Origin of the sequence: Streptomyces sp. NPDC056480 (genome assembly GCF_042795405.1) — a bacterium.
Taxonomy (GTDB): domain Bacteria; phylum Actinomycetota; class Actinomycetes; order Streptomycetales; family Streptomycetaceae; genus Streptomyces.
In genome coordinates this window covers 1-21,534 of record NZ_JBHTSA010000064.1, presented here as the reverse complement: position 1 = coordinate 21,534, position 21,534 = coordinate 1, and the positions used below count along the sequence as shown (strand labels likewise).

Genomic DNA, 21,534 nt, shown 5'->3' with positions numbered 1-21,534 from the left:
CCACCGGGCTTGCGCGTCGCGTTCCCTCCGGCTATCGGGAAGGACGGCCCGCCCCCCATGCCCGCTGATCTCGCCGTCATCGGCCTCGGCCACCACGGACTCCCCCTGGCCCAGGCCGCCGCCGCCGCAGGCATCGACACCATCGGCTACGACACCGATCCCCGCCCCGTCGCCGAACTCGCCGCAGGCCGCTCCCCGGTCGACGGCTCCCTCACGGTCCCGGAGATCCGCCGGATGCTCTCGGGGAGCTTCCGGCCGACCGCCAACCCCGCCGAACTCGGCCGGGTGCGCACCGCCGTCCTCTGCGCCCCGACCCCCCTGGGCCCCGATCACACCCTCGACCTCACCGCCGTCACCGACGCGGCCCGCGCGCTCGCCGCCCGGCTGCGCCCGCACACCACCGTCCTCCTCGAATCCCCGGTCCCGCCCGGCACCACCGAGGGCCTGCTCCGGGACCTCCTCGAAGAGGGCTCCGGCCTGCGCGCCGGACGCGACTTCCACCTCGCGTACTCCCCCGGCCGCCTCGACCCCGGCAGCCGTACGCACGGCTTCGCCGGCACCCCCAAGGTCATCGGCGGCCTCACCCCGGCCTGCACCGAGGCGGCGGCCGCCTTCTACGGCCGGCTCACCGACAAGGTGGTACGCGCGCGTGGCCCCCGCGAGGCGGAGACGGTCAAGCTCCTGGAGACCAACTTCCGGCACGTCAACATCGCCCTGGTCAACGAGATGGCGGTGCTCTGCCACGAACTCGGCGTCGACCTGTGGGACGTCATCCGCTGCGCCGAGACCAAGCCCTTCGGCTTCCAGGCCTTCCGCCCGGGCCCCGGGGTCGGCGGCCACGGCGTCCCCGTCGACACCGTCGGCGCCCACCGCCCGCTCCGCCTCGTCGAACTCGCCGGCCAGGTCAACGAGCGCATGCCGCAGTACGTGGTCCAGCGCGCCGCCACCCTCCTCAACGAGCACGGCAAATCGGCCCGCGGCGCCCGGGTCCTGCTGCTCGGCATCACGTACAAGCCCGACCTGCCGGACCGCCAGGGCTCCCCCGCCGACGAGATCGCCCGCCGCCTGATGGACCTGGGCGCGGCCGTCAGCTACCACGACCCGCACGTCGCCGACTGGCGCGTCCGCGAGCTCCCCGTCCCCCGCGCGGACTCCCTCTACGAGGCCGCCGCCCATGCCGACCTGACGATCCTGCTCCAGCACCACCGCACGTACGACCTCCAAGGGCTCGCGGTGAAGGCCCAGCTCCTCCTCGACACCCGCGGCGCCACCCCCACGGGCACGGCCCACCGTCTCTGACCTGCACAGCCACCGGCAAAACTGTTGTGCCCCTGTCATAGGCGGGTGCTAATCTCCGGGCCTCTCGTATGCACGTACGCGCGTGCTGCTTCCGTCCCTGGGGGGATCCGCACCATGAGCCAGCCCGTTCCGCCGCCCGGCAACCCGTTCGCCGGGGGCGCCGCGCCCGAGCAGTACCCGGTCGCGCCGCCGCCGGCGCCCGCCCGCGACAACGTCGCCCTCGGCCTGGTCGCCGCACTCGTCGCCGCCCTCGTCTCGGCCGGCGTGTACGGCGCCGTCATCGGCGGCACCGAGCGCCAGATCGGCTGGGCCGCCGTCGGCGTCGGCTTCCTCACCGGCCTCGCCGCCGGCAAGGTCGGCGGCCGCAACCCCGTCCTGCCGGTCGCGAGCGCGGTGCTCGCCCTCGGCGCGGTCTACCTCGGCCAGCTCCTGGGCATCGCGATCCTCCTCTCCAAGGAGCTGGACGTCTCCGCGACGGAGCTCTTCCTCCAGGAGTTCGGCCTGCTCACCGAGGGCTGGAACGCGACCAAGGACGGACTGACCTTCCTGTTCTTCGGCATCGCCGCCTTCGCCGCGTTCTCCGGCGCCAAGAAGGCCTCGTAGCCGTCGCACCTACGAGGAGGGGCCCCGCACCACCCGGTGCGGGGCCCCTCCTCGTACGTACGGAACAGACGTCAGCGCTTGTGCTGGGAGTCCGCGACCGTGACCTCGACGCGCTGGAACTCCTTGAGCTCGCTGTAGCCCGTGGTGGCCATCGCGCGGCGCAGGGCGCCGAAGAAGTTCATCGAGCCGTCCGGGATGTGCGACGGGCCCGCGAGGATCTCCTCGGTGGTGCCGACGACGCCCAGGTCGACCAGCTTGCCGCGCGGCACGTCCTCGTGGACGGCCTCCATGCCCCAGTGGTGGCCCTTGCCGGGCGCGTCCGTGGCGCGGGCCAGCGGGGAGCCCATCATGACCGCGTCGGCGCCGCAGGCGATCGCCTTCGGCAGGTCGCCGGACCAGCCGACCCCGCCGTCCGCGATGACGTGCACGTACCGGCCGCCGGACTCGTCCATGTAGTCCCGGCGGGCCGCGGCCACGTCGGCGACCGCGGTCGCCATCGGGACCTGGATGCCGAACACGTTGCGCGTGGTGTGCGCCGCGCCGCCGCCGAAGCCGACGAGGACACCCGCCGCGCCGGTGCGCATCAGGTGCAGGGCCGCGGTGTACGTGGCGCAGCCGCCGACGATGACCGGGACGTCGAGCTCGTAGATGAACTGCTTCAGGTTCAGCGGCTCGGACGCGCCGGACACGTGCTCGGCGGAGACCGTGGTGCCGCGGATGACGAAGATGTCCACGCCGGCGTCGACGACGGCCTTGGAGAACTGCGCGGTCCGCTGCGGGGAGAGCGCGGCGGCGGTGACGACACCGGAGTCGCGCACCTCCTTGATGCGCTGCCCGATCAGCTCTTCCTTGATCGGGGCCGCGTAGATCTCCTGCAGACGGCGGGTCGCGGTCGCCTCGTCCAGCTCGGCGATCTCGTCGAGCAGCGGCTGCGGGTCCTCGTACCGGGTCCAGAGACCCTCCAGGTTCAGGACGCCCAGGCCGCCCAGCTCGCCGATGCGGATCGCGGTCTGCGGCGACACGACCGAGTCCATGGGGGCGGCCAGGAAGGGGAGCTCGAAGCGGTAGGCGTCGATCTGCCAGGCGATCGAGACCTCCTTCGGGTCCCGGGTGCGCCGGCTCGGAACGACGGCGATGTCGTCGAACGCGTACGCCCTGCGGCCGCGCTTGCCGCGCCCGATCTCGATCTCAGTCACGATGTGTGGCCTTTCCCTCTACGTCTGCGCCTACCAGTATCCCCGACACAAGCGTGAGGGGCGGCTCCGGCCACATGCCGGAACCGCCCCCACGCGTCGCGCTGTGTTACTTCCTGCTGTAGTTCGGCGCCTCGACCGTCATCTGGATGTCGTGCGGGTGGCTCTCCTTGAGGCCCGCGGACGTGATCCGGACGAAGCGGCCCTTCGACTCCATCTCCTCGATGGTGGCCGCGCCCACGTAGCCCATGGTCTGGCGCAGACCGCCGACGAGCTGGTGCAGGACGTTGGCCAGGGGGCCGCGGTAGGGCACCTGGCCCTCGATGCCCTCGGGCACGAGCTTGTCGTCCGAGGCGACCTCGGCCTGGAAGTAGCGGTCCTTGGAGTAGGACCGGCCCTGGCCGCGGGACTGCATCGCGCCGAGCGAGCCCATGCCGCGGTACGACTTGAACTGCTTGCCGTTGATGAACTGCAGCTCGCCCGGGGACTCCTCGCACCCGGCGAGCAGGCTGCCCAGCATGACCGTGTCGGCACCGGCGGCCAGCGCCTTGCCGATGTCTCCGGAGTACTGGAGACCGCCGTCGCCGATGACCGGGACGCCGGCGGCGCGGGCGGCGAGCGCCGCCTCGTAGATGGCGGTGACCTGCGGGACACCGATGCCGGCGACCACACGCGTGGTGCAGATGGAGCCCGGGCCGACGCCGACCTTGACGCCGTCGACACCGGCGTCGATCAGGGCCTGCGCGCCGTCACGCGTCGCGACGTTGCCGCCGATGACGTCGACGCCGACGCTGGACTTGATCTTCGCCATCCAGTTGAGGGCGTTGCTGTTGTGGCCGTGGGAGGTGTCGACGATCAGGAAGTCGACACCGGCCTCGGCGAGGCCCTGGGCGCGCTCGAGCGCCTCGGGGCTGGCGCCGACGGCCGCGCCGACGAGCAGGCGGCCTTCCTTGTCCTTCGCGGCGTGCGGGTACTTCTCCGCCTTGACGAAGTCCTTGACGGTGATGAGGCCCTTGAGGATGCCCGCCTCGTCGACCAGCGGCAGCTTCTCGATCTTGTGGCGGCGGAGCAGCTCCATGGCGTCCACGCCGGAGATGCCGACCTTGCCGGTGACCAGCGGCATCGGGGTCATGACCTCGCGCACCTGGCGGCTGCGGTCCGACTCGAACGCCATGTCGCGGTTGGTGACGATGCCGAGGAGCTTGCCCGACGGGTCGGTGACCGGGACGCCGCTGATGCGGAACTTGGCGCAGAGCGCGTCGGCCTCGGCGAGCGTCGCGTCCGGGTGCACGGTGATCGGGTCGGTCACCATGCCGGACTCGGAGCGCTTCACGAGGTCGACCTGGTTGACCTGGTCCTCGATGGACAGGTTGCGGTGCAGCACGCCCACGCCGCCCTGCCGCGCCATGGCGATGGCCATGCGGGACTCGGTGACCTTGTCCATCGCCGCCGAGAGCAGCGGGATGTTCACGCGGACGTTGCGGGAGATGCGGGACGAGGTGTCGACCGCGTTCGGGAGGACCTCGGACGCGCCCGGCAGCAGCAGCACGTCGTCGTAGGTCAGCCCGAGTGTCGCGAATTTCTCGGGCACTCCGTCGACGTTTGCAGTCATGACACCTTCCCCAAATGGCCTTGATCGGTGCGGATGTCCATGCTAACGGGCTGAAGCGGTGTCTCATTCCACGATCAAGATCAGCCGCAAGCTTTGGACCTTCGCACGTGTACGAAAGGGACGACTGGCACCAGCGAGTCTTACTGGTCGGCCACTCTCGCCCTGTGTCTACTGCTCGGCCAGCGCCCTGAGCCGGCTGAGCGCGCGATGCTGCGCGACCCGGACGGCCCCCGGGGACATGCCGAGCATCTGCCCGGTCTCCTCGGCGGTCAGTCCGACCGCGACGCGGAGCACGAGCAGTTCGCGCTGGTTCTCCGGGAGGTTGGCGAGCAGCTTCTTGGCCCACTCGGCGTCGTCGCTGAGGAGCGCGCGCTCCTCCGGGCCGAGGGAGTCGTCGGGCCGCTCGGGCATCTCGTCGGAGGGGACGGCCGTGGACCCCGGGTGCCGCATGGCGGCCCGCTGGAGGTCGGCGACCTTGTGTCCGGCGATGGCGAAGACGAAGGCCTCGAAGGGCCTGCCCGTGTCCTTGTAGCGCGGCAGCGCCATCAGGACGGCGACGCAGACCTCCTGGGCCAGGTCCTCGACGAAGTGCCGGGCGTCGCCGGGCAGCCGGTTGAGACGGGTGCGGCAGTACCGCAGCGCGAGCGGATGCACCCGTGCGAGCAGGTCGTGCGTCGCCTGGGCGTCGCCCTCGACCGCACGGTGCACGAGCGCGCCGATCTCCCCCTGCCCGGCAGGCATGGGGGAACCCACGGTCTCGTCGTCGCGCATCGCTCCATGGTGCCCCGACGCCTCGGCGTTCGTGGCACCGCGTCCGTAGTTGTGCACCGAAGCGTTATGAGCAGGTGCGCCGGAACTCATCTCCCGCGCCCTCCCCTCCCGCTCGATCGACTCGTCCCCGAGGAACTCCACATCTCAAGGATGCGTCATCGCGCGGGGAAGTGACACAAGCCTGCCCCGTCCACCCCACGACGAACGCGGGCGAGGACGGGGAGGTGGCCGGTGACCTGCGATTCAGCGGACCAGGCCCCAGCGGAATCCGAGGGCGACCGCGTGCGCCCGGTCCGAGGCGCCCAGCTTCTTGAAGAGCCGCCGGGCGTGGGTCTTGACCGTGTCCTCGGAGAGGAAGAGCTCGCGCCCGATCTCGGCGTTGGACCGGCCGTGGCTCATGCCCTCGAGGACCTGGATCTCGCGCGCGGTGAGGGTGGGCGCGGCGCCCATCTCGGCCGAACGGAGCCGACGCGGGGCGAGCCGCCAGGTCGGGTCGGCCAGCGCCTGGGTGACCGTGGCCCGCAGTTCGGCGCGCGAGGCGTCCTTGTGCAGATAGCCGCGGGCACCCGCGGCGACCGCGAGCGCGACGCCGTCGAGGTCCTCGGCGACCGTGAGCATGATGATGCGGGCGCCGGGGTCCGCGGAGAGCAGCCGGCGGACGGTCTCCACGCCGCCCAGACCGGGCATGCGTACGTCCATCAGAATCAGGTCCGAGCGGTCCGCGCCCCAGCGGCGGAGGACTTCCTCGCCGTTGGCCGCGGTGGTCACGCGCTCGACACCGGGCACGGTCGCGACCGCGCGGCGGAGCGCCTCTCGGGCAAGCGGGGAGTCGTCGCAGACGAGGACGGATGTCATGCCTGACCTCCGCGGCTCTCGCAGCTGTAGCGCGTCACCTTGAGCCTCCAGGGCTGTACGTAATCGTCACCTGTGCGATTGACGCTCTCGGACACCTGCCCGATCGCTTGTTCCTTCAACCGCCACCGCACTCTCAACGACGGTCACTCGAAAGAGTTACGGGTCGGACGGCACCCTTCGGCACTCTACGTGAGGAGTCGTACGCGGAGGAGAGCGACGCGGCCCATCTGCCCAACATCGAAAGCTATGCCCCATTTAGCGGGATTTCTTCCCTTTTCGCGGTGTCTGTGGCTAGATTCGCAATGAGTCATATTTACATCTACTTAGACAGTAGGTGTACCGACCCGGACCCACGGGGCCCCGAGGAGCCCCGGCGATCAGCCATCCACCCGCCCACCTATCCGTTCGACACGGTTTCAAGGGGACAAGCGCAATGGCAGATTTCTCCCGCCTTCCCGGACCCAACGCCGATCTGTGGGACTGGCAACTGCTCGCGGCCTGCCGCGGCGTCGACAGCTCCCTGTTCTTCCACCCCGAGGGAGAGCGCGGCGCGGCACGGAGTGCGCGTGAGAACTCGGCGAAAGAGGTCTGCATGCGGTGCCCGGTACGCGCGGAGTGCGCGGCACACGCACTCGCCGTGCGGGAGCCCTACGGCGTATGGGGCGGCCTCACCGAGGACGAACGCGAAGAGCTCATGGGACGCGCGCGCAATCGCCTGATCACGACGGCGCCGACGACCGCGTCGGTCGCGTCCGCGGCTTCCGTGACATCCATGACGACATCGGCGACGGCAGCAGGCCGGCCGATTGTGGAGCGCATGTGAAGGAACGTTTCCTCAACTAAGCACCCGACCTGAGCACCATCGAAGCGGAGCATCACCGACCGCAGCATCACCGACCGGAGCCGCGCACACGCGCGCGCGAGGCGGCGTCCTACGCGCGCGTGGCGGCCCGGGTCAGTTCGTCGAGCGTGGCGGCGACGGCCGGCACCTTCGCCAGGTCGGGCAGCGTCAGGGCCACGATCTCCCGCTCCACGGCGGGCTCCACCGCCACGGTCCGCGCCCCCCTTGGCCGTACGGACTCGATGGCCAGCTCGGGCAGCACGGCCACGCCGAGACCGGCGCCGACCAGGCCCACCACGGCCGGGTAGTCGTCGGTGGCGAAGTCGATGCGGGGGGTGAAGCCCGCCTCCTCGCACACGTCCACGAGCTGACGGCGGCAGCGCGGGCAGCCCGCGATCCACGACTCCTCGGCCAGCTCGGCCATGCCCACGGACCCCGCCCCGGCGAGCCGGTGCCCTTCGGGGACCAGGCCCACCAGGCGGTCGGCCAGGATCGGGCGGACGACCAGGTCGTCCCACTCGGCCTGCCCGTCGGCCTGCCGGCCGGGGGTCCCGCCGCCGTACCGGAAGGCGAGGGCCACGTCGCAGTCGCCCTCGCGGAGCATCTCGATCGAGCGCGGCGGTTCGGCCTCGACGAGCGAGACCCGGGTGCCGGGGTGCGCGGCCCGCAGCGCGGCGAGCGCGGTGGGGACGAGCGTGGAGCTGCCGCTGGGGAAGGAGACCAGCCGGACCCGGCCCGCGCGGAGCCCGGCGATCGCGGCGACCTCCTCCTCCGCGGCGGTGAGCCCGGCGAGGATGCCGGAGGCGTGGCGGACCAGGACCTCGCCGGCCTCGGTGAGGCGCATCTCGCGGCCCGTGCGGATCAGCAGCGGCGTGCCCGCGGAGCCCTCGAGGGCCTTCATCTGCTGGCTGACGGCGGGCTGGGTGCAGCCCAGTTCGCGCGCGGCGGCCGAGAAGGAGCCGGTGGCGGCGACGGCGCGCAGGACGCGGAGGTGACGGGCCTCGATCATGAGTTCCAGCATAAGCGAATCTTGGGTGAAGTCCCACTTTTCAGCTTCCGGCTTTGAGGCGGGTGCCCGTAAAGTGCCCACATGACCTTGCTGAGTGTGAATGTGGGCCGCGCCAAGGCCGTGGACTACACCGAGGCCGCGTCCGGCCTGACCGCCATCGACAAGCGGCCCGTCGAGGGCCCGGTCCGGATCGAGGCGCCCGGGGCGCCCGGCGTGGGCAAGAGCGGACTCGCCGGGGACACGGTCTGCGACCTGCGCTTCCACGGCGGCGACGACCGGGCCGCGTACGCCTTCGCCCGCGAGGACCTGGACCGGTGGGAGCACGAGCTCGGCCGTCCGCTCGCCAACGGCTCCTTCGGCGAGAACCTCACGACCCGTGACCTCGACGTGAACGGCGCCCTGATCGGCGAGCGCTGGCGGATCGGCGAGGAGGTCGTCCTGGAGGTCACCGGCGGCCGCATCCCCTGCCGTACGTTCGCGGGCTTCCTCGAGGAGAAGGGCTGGGTCAAGCGGTTCACGCGGTCCGAGGCCGGTCCCGGCGCGCTGCTGCGGGTGATCGTGCCGGGCGAGATCCGCGCCGGCGACCCGATCACGGTCGTCCACCGGCCCGACCACGACATCACCGTCGCCCTGCTCCACCGCGCCGCGACCACCGAACGCACCCTGCTTCCCCGCACGTTGGCCGCCGCCGAGTGGATGGAGTCCGGACTCCTCGCGCTCGCACGCCAGTACGCGGAGAAGTACGCGCGCGCGTAGCCCGCGTCTGCTCGGCGGTACGCGGACAAGAGCGTCTCCGCCGTGGCACTACCGTGCCCGTATGACGACTGCACTGATTACGGGCGCCACCGCGGGCATCGGGGCCGCTTTCGCACGGAGGCTCGCCGCGGACGGCCACGATGTCGTGCTCGTGGCCCGGGACATGAAGCGGCTCCGGGAGCAGGCGACCGAGCTGCACGACCGCCACGGCATCGAGGCCGAGGTGCTCGCGGCGGACCTCGCCGAGGAGAAGGGCATCGCCGCCGTCGAGGCCCGGCTCTCGGACCCGAAGCAGCCGGTGGACATGCTCGTGAACAACGCCGGCTTCGGCAACAAGGGCCGCTTCCTCGAGGTGTCCATGGCCGACGAGCTGAAGATGCTCACGGTGCACTGCGAGGCGGTGCTGCGGCTGACCTCGGCGGCCGCCGCCTCGATGAAGGAGCGCCGGCGGGGCTCCGTGGTCAACGTCGCCTCGGTGGCGGCCTTCGTGCCCCGCGGCACCTACGGGGCGTCGAAGGCCTGGGTCGTGCAGTTCACCCAGGGCGCGGCGCGGGACCTGGCGGGCAGCGGGGTGCGTCTGATGGCGCTCTGCCCCGGCTTCGTACGGACCGAGTTCCACGAGCGGGCCGGCATGGGGACGGACAACATCCCGGGCTGGATGTGGCTCGACGCGGACAAGCTGGTGACGGCGGCGCTCGCGGACCTGGACCGGGGGAAGTCGCTGTCGATCCCCGACCCCCGCTACAAGGCGCTCATGGGTGTGGTGAAGCTGGCGCCGCGCGGGCTGCTCGGCGGGGTCTCCTCCAAGGCGGGCAGGAAGTACGGGCCGAAGTAGCCCGCACGCCCAGCCCCGAACTCCCCACCCCGCACGCCCCGCCCCGCACACACAGCCCCGCACACACAGCCCCACTCACCCGGCCCCGCACACACAGCCCCGCTCACCCGGCCCCGCACACACAGCCCCGCTCACCCGGCCAGTGCGTCGAGGTCCAGTCGGCTGGTGGTGCCGTCCTGCCAGGTCACGTGGAGGGCGTGGCCGGTGACCCGGACGGCCGCGAGCTCCGCGACGGGCGCCGGGGCGGGTTCGGCGGTGAGCGAGGCGAGCGCGACGAAGAGGGTGGCCGGGCCGCTCGTGGCGCCGTGCAGGGCGAGGGTGCGGCTGCCGGGCCCCTGGAGGGTCTCCCCGGTGGGGAGTTCGGTGGGGAGTGCGATGGCGGTGCCGGCGGCTCCGTGGTCCACGGGGTAGCCGTGGACCGGGTGCAGCTGCGCGTGCGGCCCCTCGGGGGTGGTGGCCCAGCCCGTCTGCCGTACGGGCGTCCCCTCCGGGGCTCCGAGGACGAGGTGGGCGCGGATCTCGGCGCGGCCGTGGGCCAGGGTCGCGGAGACGACCCGGACGCCGGGGTGCGGGGTGTGCCGGGAGGCGGCCCAGCCGGGGCCGGTGCCGGCGGGTGCGGCGGGTCCCCGGGTGGTCGGTAGCCCCTCGACGAGCAGCGCGAAGTGGTTGTCGGCGGGGGCCGGTCCGGTGGTGGGTCCCGTTCGGGTCGCGTACGCCTGGCGGGCGTAACCGGGGTCGTCCTCGCCGGCCTCGGCGCTGTGCACATGGTTGCTGCCGTGGTTGTGGAGGCGTACGAGTCCGTCGGCGGCGGTGGTCTGGACGAGCAGCCCGGCCGGGGCGAAGGGGCGGACGGTGTCGGCGCGTTCGGCCGGCAGGGGCTCCTCGCGGTCGGCCCAGGCGGGGTGACCGGCGGGCAGGAGGAGGCCGAGGAAGCCCTTGGACGCCCAGTACGGGGAGCCGGGGCCGGAGTACTCCTGGACCAGGGGCGCGTACGGGCCGTGCCATCCGAGCGTGAGGAGCCCGTCCGGGCCGGTGGCGCCGTGGTCGAGGAAGTACCGCAGGGTGCCGGAGGCGAGACGCCGGGTGGCACCCGGGGTGAGCGGGGTGTGCCCGGTGAGGGTGCCGAGCCAGGGGGCGGCGGCCGCGGCGAAGCGGTAGATCAGGGAGCGCCCGTACGGGACGGGGGCGCCGTTGGCGTCGAAGAGGTGGACGTAGTCGTCGAGATGGGCGCGCAGGCGGGGCCCGTACCGGTCGAGGAGCTCCCGGTCCCCGGCGAGGTGGGCGTGGAGGACCGGGTAGAAGTGCAGGGCCCAGGCGTTGTAGTGGTCGAAGGCGCGGTTGTCGCCGTCGCTGTACCAGCCGTCGCCGAGGTACCAGTCCTCGATCCGGGCGAGGGAGCGGTCGACGGTGGCGGCGGCCCGGTCGGTGTCGACGCCGGCGTCCTGGAGGAAGCCGGCGACGGTGAGGCCGAAGAGCCACCAGTTGTTGTCGACCGGCGAGGGGCCGAGGGCGGGGCGGAGCCAGTCGACGACCTGCTCGCGGGTGCGCTCGCCGAGCCGGTCCCAGAGCCAGGGGCGGGTGAGGCGGAGGCCGAGGGCGACGGAGGCCGCCTCGACGATCGCCTGGCGGGTGTCGGTGGTGAGGGGCCAGGAGTCCTCGTCCGCGCGGCCCGGCTTCGCCGTTCCGGCGGCGAGTCCTTCCGCGTACCGGTCGAGGTGCCCGTGCGGGTCCTCGCCCCGCGCGCCCGCGACCCGGAGCGCCGCGAGGAGGAAGGTGCGGGCCCAGCCCTCCAGGCCGTCGGAGCGGGCTCCGGACCAGCTGGGCCGGGGGCCCGGCAGATCGATCAGTCCGTGCCGCGGGGAGGCGAACGGGCGGACCGCCAGGAGGAGCCGGTCGGCCGTGGCCTCCCAGTGGGCACGGGTCCAGCCGGTGTACGGGCTGAGCTCACGGTTCTCGGGCGGCGTGGGCATGATGCTCCCTGTGGCTCCCCGGGGCTTGCCCGGGAACGTTCCCGGGCTCCGCGCGGTGACGACTGCGTCGCCGGGAATCCTGGACAGACTCCGATCGAACGTCAAGAGAGTCAGAGCGAATGATCGAAATTTCTTCCGTTCGATCATTCAGGGGCCGTGCGTGATCTAAGGTCGGGGAACCACCACCACCGCGAGGGGGAACTGCGCCGTGCGCGAGAGTGCTGCCGAACGACACGACCGACTGCTGGCCCTGGTGCGCGAGCGCGGCACCGCCCGCGTCGCCGAACTGGCCGAGCGGCTCGGGGTCTCCCCCGTCACCGCCCGCAGGGACGTCGAACTCCTGGCGGGCCGGGGCCTGCTCGACCGGGTGCACGGCCAGGTGTCCTGGCCCGAGCGGCGGGGCGCCCCGGGTGGCGGACGGACCGGCGAGGGCCTGGTGCTCGGCCTGCTCGCCCCCTCCGCCACGTACTACTTCGCCGAGGTCATCCGCGGTGCGCACGAGGCGGCCGCCCGCGCCGGCGCCCGGCTCGTCCTGCGCGTCTCGGACTACCGGCCCGAGGAGGACCGGGCCCGCACCGAGGGGCTGCTCGCGGCCGGCGCCGAGGGCGTCCTCGTCGCACCGGGCTGGCGGGGGCCCGAGGATCAGCGCGCGTACGGGGACTGGCTGGCCGAACTCCCCGTGCCGGCCGTGCTCCTGGAGCGCCGGGCCGAACCCGGCAGCCCGCTGGACGGCCTCGACCGGGTCGCATCCGACCACTCCCACGGCGTCCTGCTCGCCCTGCGCCACCTGCTCGCCCTCGGCCACGCGACCCCGCTGCTCGTGGCGCGGCGGGACTCCCCGACCGCGCTCGCGGTGCGCGCCGGGTACGCCGAGGCGCTGGGCACCCTGGGCCTCGCGGAGCCCCGGCCGGTCATCGACTCCGTACCGGCCGAGGCGGATCCGGCGGGCTTCGAGCGGGCGGTACGGGCGCTGCACGAGGCGGTCGAGTCGGGCCTGGCGGGCGCGGCCCTGGTGCACAACGACGTGGACGCGATCGAGATCGTGCAGCGCCTCGCCGAACTGGGCGTACGGGTGCCGCAGGACCTGGCCCTGATCGCGTACGACGACGAGGTCGCCGCACTGGCCGACACCCCGCTGACAGCGGTGGCGCCGCCGAAGCGGCAGGTCGGGCGGCACGCCACGGAACTCCTGGTGGAGCGGCTGACGGAGGGCGCGGACGAGGACGCGGCGCGGCGTCATCTGGGGCTGCTGCCGAGGCTGCGGGTCCGGGACTCGTGCGGGGCGCGCACGACGTCCTCCGGCTGAGCGCCGACCGACGCACGTCTGATCTTTTTTCGATCAATCAATCTTTCGCTCTTGACTTCGGTCATGAACGGTCACAGGATCACGGCCACAACCTCCCCCGCCGCCGCCCTTCAGGAGTCGTGCCGTGACCCGCAGTTGGAGCAGAACGTCCCGTGTCATAGCCGGCACCGCCACCGCCCTCGCCGTACTCACGGCCTGCGGCGGCAGCGGTGACGACACAGCGAACAGCACGGCGAACAAGCCGAACGGGCCCGTGACCATCACCTTCTGGGGCTGGGCCAAGGGCTCCAAGGACGTCGTCGACGCCTTCAACGCCTCCCACACCGACATCCAGGTGAAGTTCGAGGAGATCCCCTCCGGCACCGCCGGCGGCTACGCCAAGATCTCCAACGCCGTGAAGGCCGGCAACGCCCCCGACCTCGTCTCCATCGAGTACTCCTCGCTCCCCGAGTTCGTGAGCTCCGGCGCCCTCCAGGACATCGGCGGCCAGTTCACCGAGGCCGACCGCGCCAAGCTGCTCCCGCAGACCGTCGAACTCACCACCCTCGGCGGCAAGTCCTGGGCCGTCCCCTTCGACGCCGCCCCGCAGGCCTTCTTCTACCGCAAGGACCTCTTCGCGAAGTACAAGGTCGAGGTCCCCACCACCTGGGACGCGTTCAGGAAGGCCGCCGAGCAGGTCAAGAAGGCCGACGCCAAGGCCCGTATCGCCACCTTCTTCCCCGACGACCCGACCACCTTCGAGGCGATGGCCTGGCAGGCCGGCGCCCAGTGGTTCAAGGCCGAGAACGACACCTGGAAGATCGACACCACCGACGCGGCCACCACCAAGGTCGCCGGCTACTGGCAGGGCCTCCTCGACGCCGGGCTCGTCCACAAGAACGCCTCCTTCAGCCCCGAGTGGACCGGCTCCCTCAAGAACGGCACCACCATCGGCTACCTCGGCGCCTCCTGGGGCGCCGGCGTCCTCAAGGGCACCCTGCCCGAGCAGGACGGCAAGTGGGGCGTCGCCCCGATGCCCAGCTGGGACGGCAAGCCCGCCAGCGGCATGCTCGGCGGCACCTCCTTCGCCGTGACCAAGGACAGCAAGCAGCAGGCCGCGGCCGTCACCTTCGCCGAGTGGATGTCCACCACCGAGGCCGGCGTGAAGGCCCGGATCGCCTCCGGCACCTCCTCCGCCTTCCCCGCCGCCACCGCACTGCGCCCCGTCGCCAAGAAGGCCTTCGACGCGAGCTACTACGGCGGCCAGGACATCTACGCCCTCTTCGAGGCCGCGGGTGCCTCCATCAGCCCGAAGTGGGCCTGGGGCCCGACCACCGGCACCACCAACACCACCATCAAGGACCACTTCGGCAAGATCGCCCAGGGCGGCCCCGGCATCACCGACGCCGTCAAGGCCGGTCACGACGCCACCGTCGCCGAACTCACCAAGCGCGGCCTGAAGGTCGAGGGCTGACCGGATGAAGGCCCGCACCCGCGCCGCCACGATCCTGCTGACCCCCTTCTTCCTGCTGTTCACCGCGGTGATGGTGGTGCCGATCGGATACGCGGTCTGGCTCAGCCTCTTCACCGAGAAGCAGTCCGGACTGGGCTTCGGCGGCACCGAGACCGTCTTCACCGGCCTCGACAACTACACCGCGGCGCTGGGTGACCGGGCCTTCCGCGAGGGCTTCGGCGTCCTGCTCGGATACTGCCTGCTCTACATCCCGCTGCTGCTCGCCGGGGCCCTCGGCCTCGCCCTCCTGCTCGACTCGGCGCTCGCCCGCGCCCGCCGCTTCTTCCAGCTCGCGCTGTTCCTGCCGCACGCCGTCCCCGGCATCATCGCCGCACTGATCTGGGTCTACCTCTACACACCCCAGCTCAGCCCGGTCGTCCAGGCCATGGAGGCCGGAGGCATCGGCTTCGACTTCTTCTCCCCCGAAGGCGCCCTGCCCTCCATCGTCAACATCGCGCTGTGGGAGTGGCTCGGCTACAACATGGTCATCTTCTACGCGGCCCTCCAGGCCATCGACCGCTCCGTCCTCGAAGCGGCCACCGTCGACGGGGCCGGCGCCTGGCGCATCGCCTTCTCCGTCAAGATCCCGCTCGTCAAGGCCTCGCTCGCCATGGTCGCCCTCTTCACGATCATCGGCTCCCTCCAGCTCTTCACCGAGCCGCTGATCCTCAACAAGGGCACGGGCTCCGCCGTCACCTCCACCTGGACGCCGAACATGTACGCCTACACCGCGGCCTTCGACCGCAACGACTACGGACTCGCCGCGGCCGCGTCCGTACTCCTCGCCCTGACGGCGGCACTGCTGTCCTTCGCGGTGACGCGGATGACGGGCCGCCGCAAGGCCGGGAAGGAGCGCACGGCATGAACGGCCGACCCCGCACCGGCTCCGTCTGGCTCTCCAAGGCGGCCGTCAACGGCGCCCTCGTCCTCGCCGTCGTCTACATGCTCTTCCCGCTGGTCTGGCTGCTGACCGCCGCCACCAAGGACGCCGGCGGTCTCCTCGCCGGAAACGCCCTCTCCTTCGAGGGCTTCGACCTGGGCGGCAACCTCACCCGGCTCGCCGAGTACAACGACGGCATCTACTTCCACTGGTACGCCAACAGCCTGCTGTACGCCGGACTCGGCGCCCTCGCCTGCTCGTTCGTCAGCGTCGCCGCCGGATACGCCTTCCACGTCTACGACTTCCGGGGCAAGGAGAAGCTCTTCGGCCTCGTACTCCTGGGCGTGCTGGTCCCCACCACCGCGCTCGCCCTGCCGATGTACCTCCTCGCCAGCGAGGTCGGCATCGTCAACACCTACTGGGCCGTCCTGATCCCCGTCCTCGTCAACCCCTTCGGCGTCTACCTCTCCCGGGTCTTCTGCGCGGGCTACATCCCCGACGAGGCCCTGGAGGCGGCCCGGATCGACGGGGCGGGCGAGCTGCGCGCCTTCTGGTCCATCGGTCTGCGCATGGTCATGCCCGGCTTCGTGACCGTCTTCCTCTTCCAGTTCACCGCCGTCTGGAACAACTTCTTCCTCCCCCTGGTGATGCTCTCGGACCAGAAGCTCTTCCCCCTGAGCCTCGGCCTGTACGCGTGGAACAGCAATGCCCACGGAGAACCCGACTTCTACCCCCTCGTCGTCACCGGATCCCTGCTCGCCGTCGTCCCCCTCGTCGTCGCCTTCGTCTCCCTCCAGCGCCACTGGAAGGCCGGTCTGACGGCCGGCAGCGTCAAGTGAGGAGCTCAGGTACCACGATGCACCCGACCACCGACAACCGCCCCGCACTGCTGCTCGCGATGGGCGAGGGCGTGGCCGACCGCCTCCTCACCGACACCCACCGCACCCGCCTCGGCACGCTCACCCGCACGGACCCGCACCTGGTCGCCCACGACCTGACGTCCCGTGACCCGCGGATCACCACCGCGCTCGCCGAGGCCGAGATCCTCCTCACCTGCTGGGGAGCGACCCCGCTGACCGCCGACGTCCTGGACCGCGCACCGCGCCTGCGGGCGGTCGTCCACGCGGCCGGCTCGGTCAAGCACCACATCACCGAGGCCTGCTGGGACCGCGGGCTGCGCGTCACCTCGGCCGCCGCGGCCAACGCGCTGCCGGTCGCCGAGTACACGCTCGCCGCGATCCTCTTCGCCGGGAAACGGGTCCTCGGCTCGGCCCAGCGGTACGCCGAACTCCGCGCCGGCCACGCCTGGCTCACCGAGTCCGCGACCTGGGGCAACTACCGCCGCACCGTCGGCATCGTCGGCGCCTCCCGGATCGGCCGCCGGGTGATCGACCTGCTGCGCCCCTTCGACATCGAGATCCTCCTGTACGACCCGTACGTCGACGTCCCGCCCCCCGGCGTGGAACTGGTGGCCGACCTCGACGACCTGTGCGCCCGCAGCACCGTCGTCTCGGTCCACGCCCCCCAGCTCCCGTCCACGACCCACATGATCGGCGCGCCCCAACTGGCGGCGATGCGCGACGGGACGACCCTGATCAACACCTCCCGGGGCTCCCTGCTCGACGAGCGGGCCCTCCTCCCCCACCTGACCTCGGGCCGCCTCCACGCGACCCTGGACGTCACGGACCCGGAACTCCCGCCCCCGGACTCCCCGCTCTACACCCTCCCGAACGTCCTGCTGACCCCGCACGTGGCGGGCTCCCTGGGCAACGAACTCCACCGCATGACGGACCAGGCGCTCGACGAGGTGGGACGGTACGTCCGGGACGAACCGTTCGCGGAGGAGATCAGGGCCTCAGACCTCCAGCGCTCGGCGTAGCCGGTCCGCCTCCGCGAGGATCAGGGGCACGGCCTCGGGCTCGTGGCGCAGGACGGCGGGCAGCGCCTCGTACCAGGGCCCCACGTGCAGGGCGAGCGCGGTGATCTCGCGGGCGCGGACGGGGTCGGGGTGCGTCCGGGCCAGGACCGCGTAGGCCCCGGCCCGGGCCAGGCCGACGCGCGCGAGCCCGTCGAGCACGGCCTCGGCCCGCCCCTGCTCACCGGCACGGGCCAAGGCCTCCGCGAGGTCGAGCCTGAGCTCGGCGGTCTCCTCGGTCAGCTCCACGGTCGCCTCGGCCACCAGCGACTCCGCTTCGTCGTGCCGACCGGCCGCGACATACGCCCGCGCCACGAACGACGCCTCGCGGCGCCCGTCGGCGAACCGCAGGTACGAGGACGCCTCGGCCAGCAGCTCCGCGGCCTCCTCCGACCGGCCCAGGAGCGTCTGCGCCCGCACCACGGCGGCCAGCGGCACCGCCGTGTAGCGCAGGGTCCCGCGCGCGGCGGCCACCGCACGGCCCAGCTCCAGGGCCGCCTCGTCGTCCCGGCCCTCCCCGTGCAGGGCCCGGGCGCGCGCCGCCCGCCCCTCCACCTCCTCGGCCGGGACCCCGGTCTCCGGCGCGGGCAGCCGGGGGCGCGGGACGCCGTCGCCGCTCAGCCGCACACAGCCGCGTTGCACGGTCGGCCTTCCGAACTCCCGCAGCAGCTCGTCGGGCCCCCCGGCCGCCCGGGCGCGGGCGATCAGCCCGTCCAGGTACTCCCGCTGATTGACCCGCGCTCCCCGGGACTGCCGCTCGGCCTCCTCGAAACGGCCCGTCGCGAGGAGGGCCCGGACGACCCGGAGAAGCCGCGGCTCGCGGTCCGTCCCCGCCTCCAGACCGTCCGTCAGGAGCCGGGCGGGCGCGAGGTGCCCGGCCAGGGCCAGCGCCTCCGCCACGGCGGCGAGGACAGGGGCGACGTCCTGGTGCCGGGGCGCGCGGCTCACCTCCTCCACGCGGCCGAGGAGTTCGGCGGCCCGCTCCCGGTGACCCGCCGCGGTGAGGGCACGGACGAGGCACACCTTCAGACCCGCCCCCTGCGGATCGGCCACGTCCGGCTCGCTCGAGGCGAGCGCCTCGGCCTCCTCGACGTTCCCCGTCCGGACGAGGGCGCCGATGGCCGCCCGTACGGCGCGGGGACGGCTGAACCGGTCGGTCAGCGCCGCGAGAACGGGACGGAGCCTGTCGACCGCGTCCACCTCGGCCCATGCCTCGACGAGTGCGGCGCGGGCGTGGCTCCGGCTGCTCTCCGAGACGAGCAGGGCGAGGAGCCCTTCGGCCCGTTCCGGGTCCCCCTGCTGCGCCAGCGTCTTGACCAGGGCGAGGCGCATCGCCTCACCGTGCCGCGAGGTCCCGGGCTCGACGGCGAGCGCCTCGGCCCGCTCGACGGCTCCGGCGGCCACGAGAGCGGTGATCAGCTCGGCGGCGAGCTCGCTCCCGCCGGCGGGGGCCTCGTCCGCCACGACGGCGAGCGCTTCCCGAACGAGCCGGTCGGACCGGGCCGGTGCACGCGGATCGAGGACGTCGGCGGTACCGAGGGGCGTGGACGCGTCGCGCGGGCTCGACGCGGCGGCGGTGCCGAGGGCCTCGGCGATCCGCAGCAGCCCCAGTGCCTTCCCGAATCCCCGCTCCGACCGGGCGAGGGCCAGGGCCTCGGGCGCGCGGGACGATGCGGCGAGGGCGCCGCAGACGATCGCGTGGCCGAGGGCGCGGGTCCGGTCCTCCCTCACCTCGCGCACCGCCCCCAGGGCGCGCCGGAACTCGCCCTTGCCGCACCGGAAGGCCACCAGGGCCAGCAGCGGACGGCGGCGCAGGATCGCCCCCGACAGCGCGTTCATGGCCCCCTCCGCCCGGTCCGCGGCGCCGACGGCGAGCCAGGAGTCGCCGACGGCCCAGAGCGCGAAGGGACGTTCCTGGCTCTGGTGTTCGGCGCGGGCCAGGGAGTCGGCCTCGTCCAGGAGGGCGTGGGCCGGTTCCCGCAGGCCGTCGGCGTGCAGCAGCTCGGCGAGTGCGCACAGGGCCCGGATCCGGTTCGGCGGTGCGAGTCCGCGCGCGAGCGCCAGCGCGCGGTCCCGCTCGCCGAGCTCGGCCCAGGCGACGGGCAGGCCGGCGGGGACCTGACCGTTGCGGTCCCGCAGCGCGGCCCGCCGCAGGGCGAGCCGCAGCAGCGCGGTGAGCAGGCCGGGACGGTCGCCCCGCGCGAGCACCGCCTCGCCCGCCGCCTCGATCTCGGCGAGCGCCGCCCCGTCGCCGCCCGTCGCGGCGAGCAGCCGGTCGTGGCGCACCGCGTCGAGTGCGCAGTCCACCATCCCGTCCGGGTCTCCGGCCGCTCGCAGCATGGTGAACCAGCCGTGCAGCAGGTACGCCGGCGTGTCCGCCGGCCAGCCCCGGGCCCGCCGGCTCTCCGCCCAGCCGCGCAGGACCCCGCGCCATCGCTCCTGCTCACGCGGGCCCAGCATGTCCCGCGCCTGGACGACCAGTTCCTCGTGGGCGAGGAGATAGCCCTCGCCGCGGAGCGCGAACGTGCGCCCGGGTCCGGTGCGCAGCAGGTCCCGCACCCGGTAGGGCACGTCTCCGGTCAGCTCCGCGAGGTCGTCCGCCGTCAGGCCGCCTCCCGAGGCGGTGACCAGCCCCAGCAGCTCGTACGGGAGGCCGCCCGCCGCCAGGAGGTGCTTGAGCTCGCGCTCCGCCTCCGCCCTGATCGCGCGGGCCCGCGGGGAGGGAGGAAGGATCCGTACGACCTCGGGGTCCCTCAGGGGATGGTCCGGCCGCACGTCCGCCGGGAGCGGCGGGTTCAGCCGGCCGGAGACGACGACGTGCCCGGAGGCGGGCAGCAGGCTCGCGATCGAGCGGGCCTCCGGGCCCGTCGTCACGCCCCGGTCCTCGTCCAGGCCGTCGACCAGCAGGACCAGCCGCTCGCCGCGCGCGGCGCAGGCCCGGGCGGCCTCGCCGTACAGGCGGAACAGGTGGGCCTCCTTGGTGGCGGCGGTCAGATGGGCCGGGATCCCCTCGCCGGCCAGCTCCGCGAGCTGTTCCAGGACCACGTCGACGAACGCGACGACGTCGTTCTGCGAGCCGAGGCGGGCGGTGATGAAGAAGGGGACGATCCGCACGCCGGCCGGCGGGTTGAGCGCGAACCAGGCCATGAGCGCCGTCTTCCCGGCCCAGGCGTCCGCCCGCCACCACCGGTACCCGTCCCCCGTACGACAGAAGGCGGCAAGCTCGGCCAACTCGTCCTCACGGCCGAGGAGTTCAGGCGGGGCGATGCGCCGGACCTGCTCCCGGTACGCCGAGCGGACCGTCGCCCCCGTACCGAATCCGACCCGGTTGCCGTCGCCGATCACGACGACGCCCGCCTCGTTGTCGACCGTGACCGACCGTTCTCCCCCTGCCCGTTCCATGCGCCCAACCTAGACTGGAGAGATCCCACCTGGGTCGGGAGGCGTCATGACGTTCACGCAGATCATCGACTTCAAGACCAGCCGGATCGACGACATGAGCCGGCTCATGGACCGGTGGATCGAGCAGACCAAGGGCAAGCGGACCGCCACGCACAGCGTTCTCGGGAAGGACCGGGCCGATTCCTCGCATCTCGTGGAGATCGTGGAGTTCCCGTCCTACGACGTGGCCATGCGGAACTCGCAGCTTCCCGAGACCGACCGGATCTTCCGGGAGATGGTCGCGCTCTGTGACGAGATGCCGACGTTCACGGACCTCGACGTGGTCCGGGACGAGGCGATGTACAAGAACAACGCCCGGCGGCTCATGGAGATGTTCTCCGACCAGCCGGAGCTGGCTCTGCTCGACGAGCTGCTGGCCGAGGGGTACCACGACCACGATCCGACCAACGAGCAGGACGTCATCGGCATGGACGCCGTCCGGCGCGAGGTGGAGATGTGGCGGGGCGGCTTCGACTTCGCGTTCACCGTCGACGACCAGATCGCCGAGGGCGACCGGGTCTGCACCCGCTGGACGTGGCGGGGCAGCCACACCGGGGACTTCATGGGGCTTCAGCCGACCGGCATGGACGTGAGCATGACCGGCACGGTGATCCACCGCTTCCGGGACGACGGGAAGATCGTCGAGGGCTGGTGGCAGTACGACCTGCTCGGGCTCATGGGACAGCTCGGCGCCGTGGAGGGGTGAGCCGGGCGGCGACCGCGGGGCCCGGCGCCCCCGCGACGACGACACAGCGA

Annotated in this window: 18 protein-coding genes; 11 read left to right on the top strand and 7 right to left on the bottom strand. The window is 72.7% G+C overall.

The annotated features are described in order from the left end of the window. The first annotated feature begins 57 nt into the window (after nt 1-57). Both ACFQ79_RS25390 and ACFQ79_RS25385 read left to right on the top strand, forming a co-directional pair. Nucleotides 58-1,299, top strand: coding sequence for a nucleotide sugar dehydrogenase (locus tag ACFQ79_RS25390; RefSeq protein WP_383587265.1), 1,242 nt, complete (start codon nt 58-60; stop codon nt 1,297-1,299). A gap of 114 nt (nt 1,300-1,413) precedes the next feature. Next, nucleotides 1,414-1,902 carry a hypothetical protein gene (locus ACFQ79_RS25385; RefSeq protein WP_383587262.1) on the top strand — a complete coding sequence of 163 codons (489 nt, stop codon included), beginning with the start codon at nt 1,414-1,416 and terminating at the stop codon, nt 1,900-1,902. Between the two features lie 71 nt (nt 1,903-1,973). Here ACFQ79_RS25385 and ACFQ79_RS25380 read toward each other — a convergent pair whose 3' ends face one another. From ACFQ79_RS25380 to ACFQ79_RS25365, 4 genes are all read right to left on the bottom strand, one after another. Then, nucleotides 1,974-3,098, bottom strand: a complete 1,125-nt coding sequence (locus tag ACFQ79_RS25380) for a GuaB3 family IMP dehydrogenase-related protein (protein WP_030318553.1) — start codon at nt 3,096-3,098, stop codon at nt 1,974-1,976. Nucleotides 3,099-3,204: 106 nt separating this feature from the next. Beyond that, nucleotides 3,205-4,707 carry an IMP dehydrogenase gene (guaB, locus tag ACFQ79_RS25375; protein WP_383587259.1) on the bottom strand — a complete coding sequence of 501 codons (1,503 nt, stop codon included), beginning with the start codon at nt 4,705-4,707 and terminating at the stop codon, nt 3,205-3,207. Between the two features lie 168 nt (nt 4,708-4,875). Further along, nucleotides 4,876-5,478, bottom strand: a complete 603-nt coding sequence (locus tag ACFQ79_RS25370) for a sigma-70 family RNA polymerase sigma factor (RefSeq protein ID WP_030318557.1) — start codon at nt 5,476-5,478, stop codon at nt 4,876-4,878. A 243-nt stretch (nt 5,479-5,721) separates the two neighbouring features. Beyond that, nucleotides 5,722-6,333, bottom strand: a complete 612-nt coding sequence (locus ACFQ79_RS25365; RefSeq protein WP_003948568.1) for a response regulator transcription factor — start codon at nt 6,331-6,333, stop codon at nt 5,722-5,724. 433 nt (nt 6,334-6,766) lie between these two features. Here ACFQ79_RS25365 and ACFQ79_RS25360 point away from each other — a divergent pair, with 433 nt between their 5' ends. After that, complete coding sequence (locus ACFQ79_RS25360) at nt 6,767-7,156, top strand: WhiB family transcriptional regulator (protein WP_383587256.1); 390 nt, start codon at nt 6,767-6,769, stop codon at nt 7,154-7,156. 109 nt (nt 7,157-7,265) lie between these two features. On the opposite strand, the gene ACFQ79_RS25355 is transcribed toward ACFQ79_RS25360, so the two are convergent. After that, complete coding sequence (locus tag ACFQ79_RS25355; protein ID WP_383587253.1) at nt 7,266-8,183, bottom strand: LysR family transcriptional regulator; 918 nt, start codon at nt 8,181-8,183, stop codon at nt 7,266-7,268. Nucleotides 8,184-8,264: 81 nt separating this feature from the next. Here ACFQ79_RS25355 and ACFQ79_RS25350 point away from each other — a divergent pair, with 81 nt between their 5' ends. Together ACFQ79_RS25350 and ACFQ79_RS25345 are read left to right on the top strand one after the other, a co-directional pair. Next, the gene (locus ACFQ79_RS25350; RefSeq protein ID WP_383587249.1) at nt 8,265-8,939 is read left to right on the top strand and encodes an MOSC domain-containing protein; all 675 of its coding nucleotides are present in this window, start codon (nt 8,265-8,267) and stop codon (nt 8,937-8,939) included. A 61-nt stretch (nt 8,940-9,000) separates the two neighbouring features. Beyond that, nucleotides 9,001-9,774 (top strand): SDR family oxidoreductase, encoded by a 774-nt coding sequence (locus ACFQ79_RS25345; protein ID WP_187623396.1) that lies wholly within the window; start codon nt 9,001-9,003, stop codon nt 9,772-9,774. A gap of 131 nt (nt 9,775-9,905) precedes the next feature. On the opposite strand, the gene ACFQ79_RS25340 is transcribed toward ACFQ79_RS25345, so the two are convergent. Next, complete coding sequence (locus ACFQ79_RS25340; RefSeq protein ID WP_383587245.1) at nt 9,906-11,744, bottom strand: DUF2264 domain-containing protein; 1,839 nt, start codon at nt 11,742-11,744, stop codon at nt 9,906-9,908. Between the two features lie 208 nt (nt 11,745-11,952). Here ACFQ79_RS25340 and ACFQ79_RS25335 point away from each other — a divergent pair, with 208 nt between their 5' ends. From ACFQ79_RS25335 to ACFQ79_RS25315, 5 genes are all read left to right on the top strand, one after another. Next, nucleotides 11,953-13,050, top strand: a complete 1,098-nt coding sequence (locus ACFQ79_RS25335) for a substrate-binding domain-containing protein (RefSeq protein ID WP_383587242.1) — start codon at nt 11,953-11,955, stop codon at nt 13,048-13,050. Nucleotides 13,051-13,174: 124 nt separating this feature from the next. After that, nucleotides 13,175-14,503: an ABC transporter substrate-binding protein gene (locus tag ACFQ79_RS25330; protein WP_383587239.1), complete on the top strand. Its 1,329-nt coding sequence runs from the start codon at nt 13,175-13,177 to the stop codon at nt 14,501-14,503. A gap of 4 nt (nt 14,504-14,507) precedes the next feature. Further along, on the top strand, nt 14,508-15,407 hold the full coding sequence (locus tag ACFQ79_RS25325; protein WP_383587235.1) for a carbohydrate ABC transporter permease: 900 nt from the start codon (nt 14,508-14,510) through the stop codon (nt 15,405-15,407). Beyond that, a complete protein-coding gene (locus ACFQ79_RS25320) occupies nt 15,404-16,261 on the top strand; it encodes a carbohydrate ABC transporter permease (RefSeq protein WP_383587232.1) in 858 nt (285 codons plus the stop codon). The genes ACFQ79_RS25325 and ACFQ79_RS25320 overlap by 4 nt, the downstream gene beginning before the upstream one ends. A gap of 17 nt (nt 16,262-16,278) precedes the next feature. Then, on the top strand, nt 16,279-17,301 hold the full coding sequence (locus ACFQ79_RS25315) for a hydroxyacid dehydrogenase (protein ID WP_383587229.1): 1,023 nt from the start codon (nt 16,279-16,281) through the stop codon (nt 17,299-17,301). On the opposite strand, the gene ACFQ79_RS25310 is transcribed toward ACFQ79_RS25315, so the two are convergent. Continuing rightward, nucleotides 17,278-20,739 carry a hypothetical protein gene (locus ACFQ79_RS25310; protein ID WP_383587226.1) on the bottom strand — a complete coding sequence of 1,154 codons (3,462 nt, stop codon included), beginning with the start codon at nt 20,737-20,739 and terminating at the stop codon, nt 17,278-17,280. The two genes, ACFQ79_RS25315 and ACFQ79_RS25310, sit on opposite strands and share 24 nt — an antisense overlap. A 46-nt stretch (nt 20,740-20,785) precedes the next feature. Between ACFQ79_RS25310 and ACFQ79_RS25305 the strand changes: the two genes are divergently transcribed. Next, a complete protein-coding gene (locus tag ACFQ79_RS25305) occupies nt 20,786-21,484 on the top strand; it encodes an ester cyclase (protein WP_209496388.1) in 699 nt (232 codons plus the stop codon). Nucleotides 21,485-21,534 lie beyond the last annotated feature (50 nt).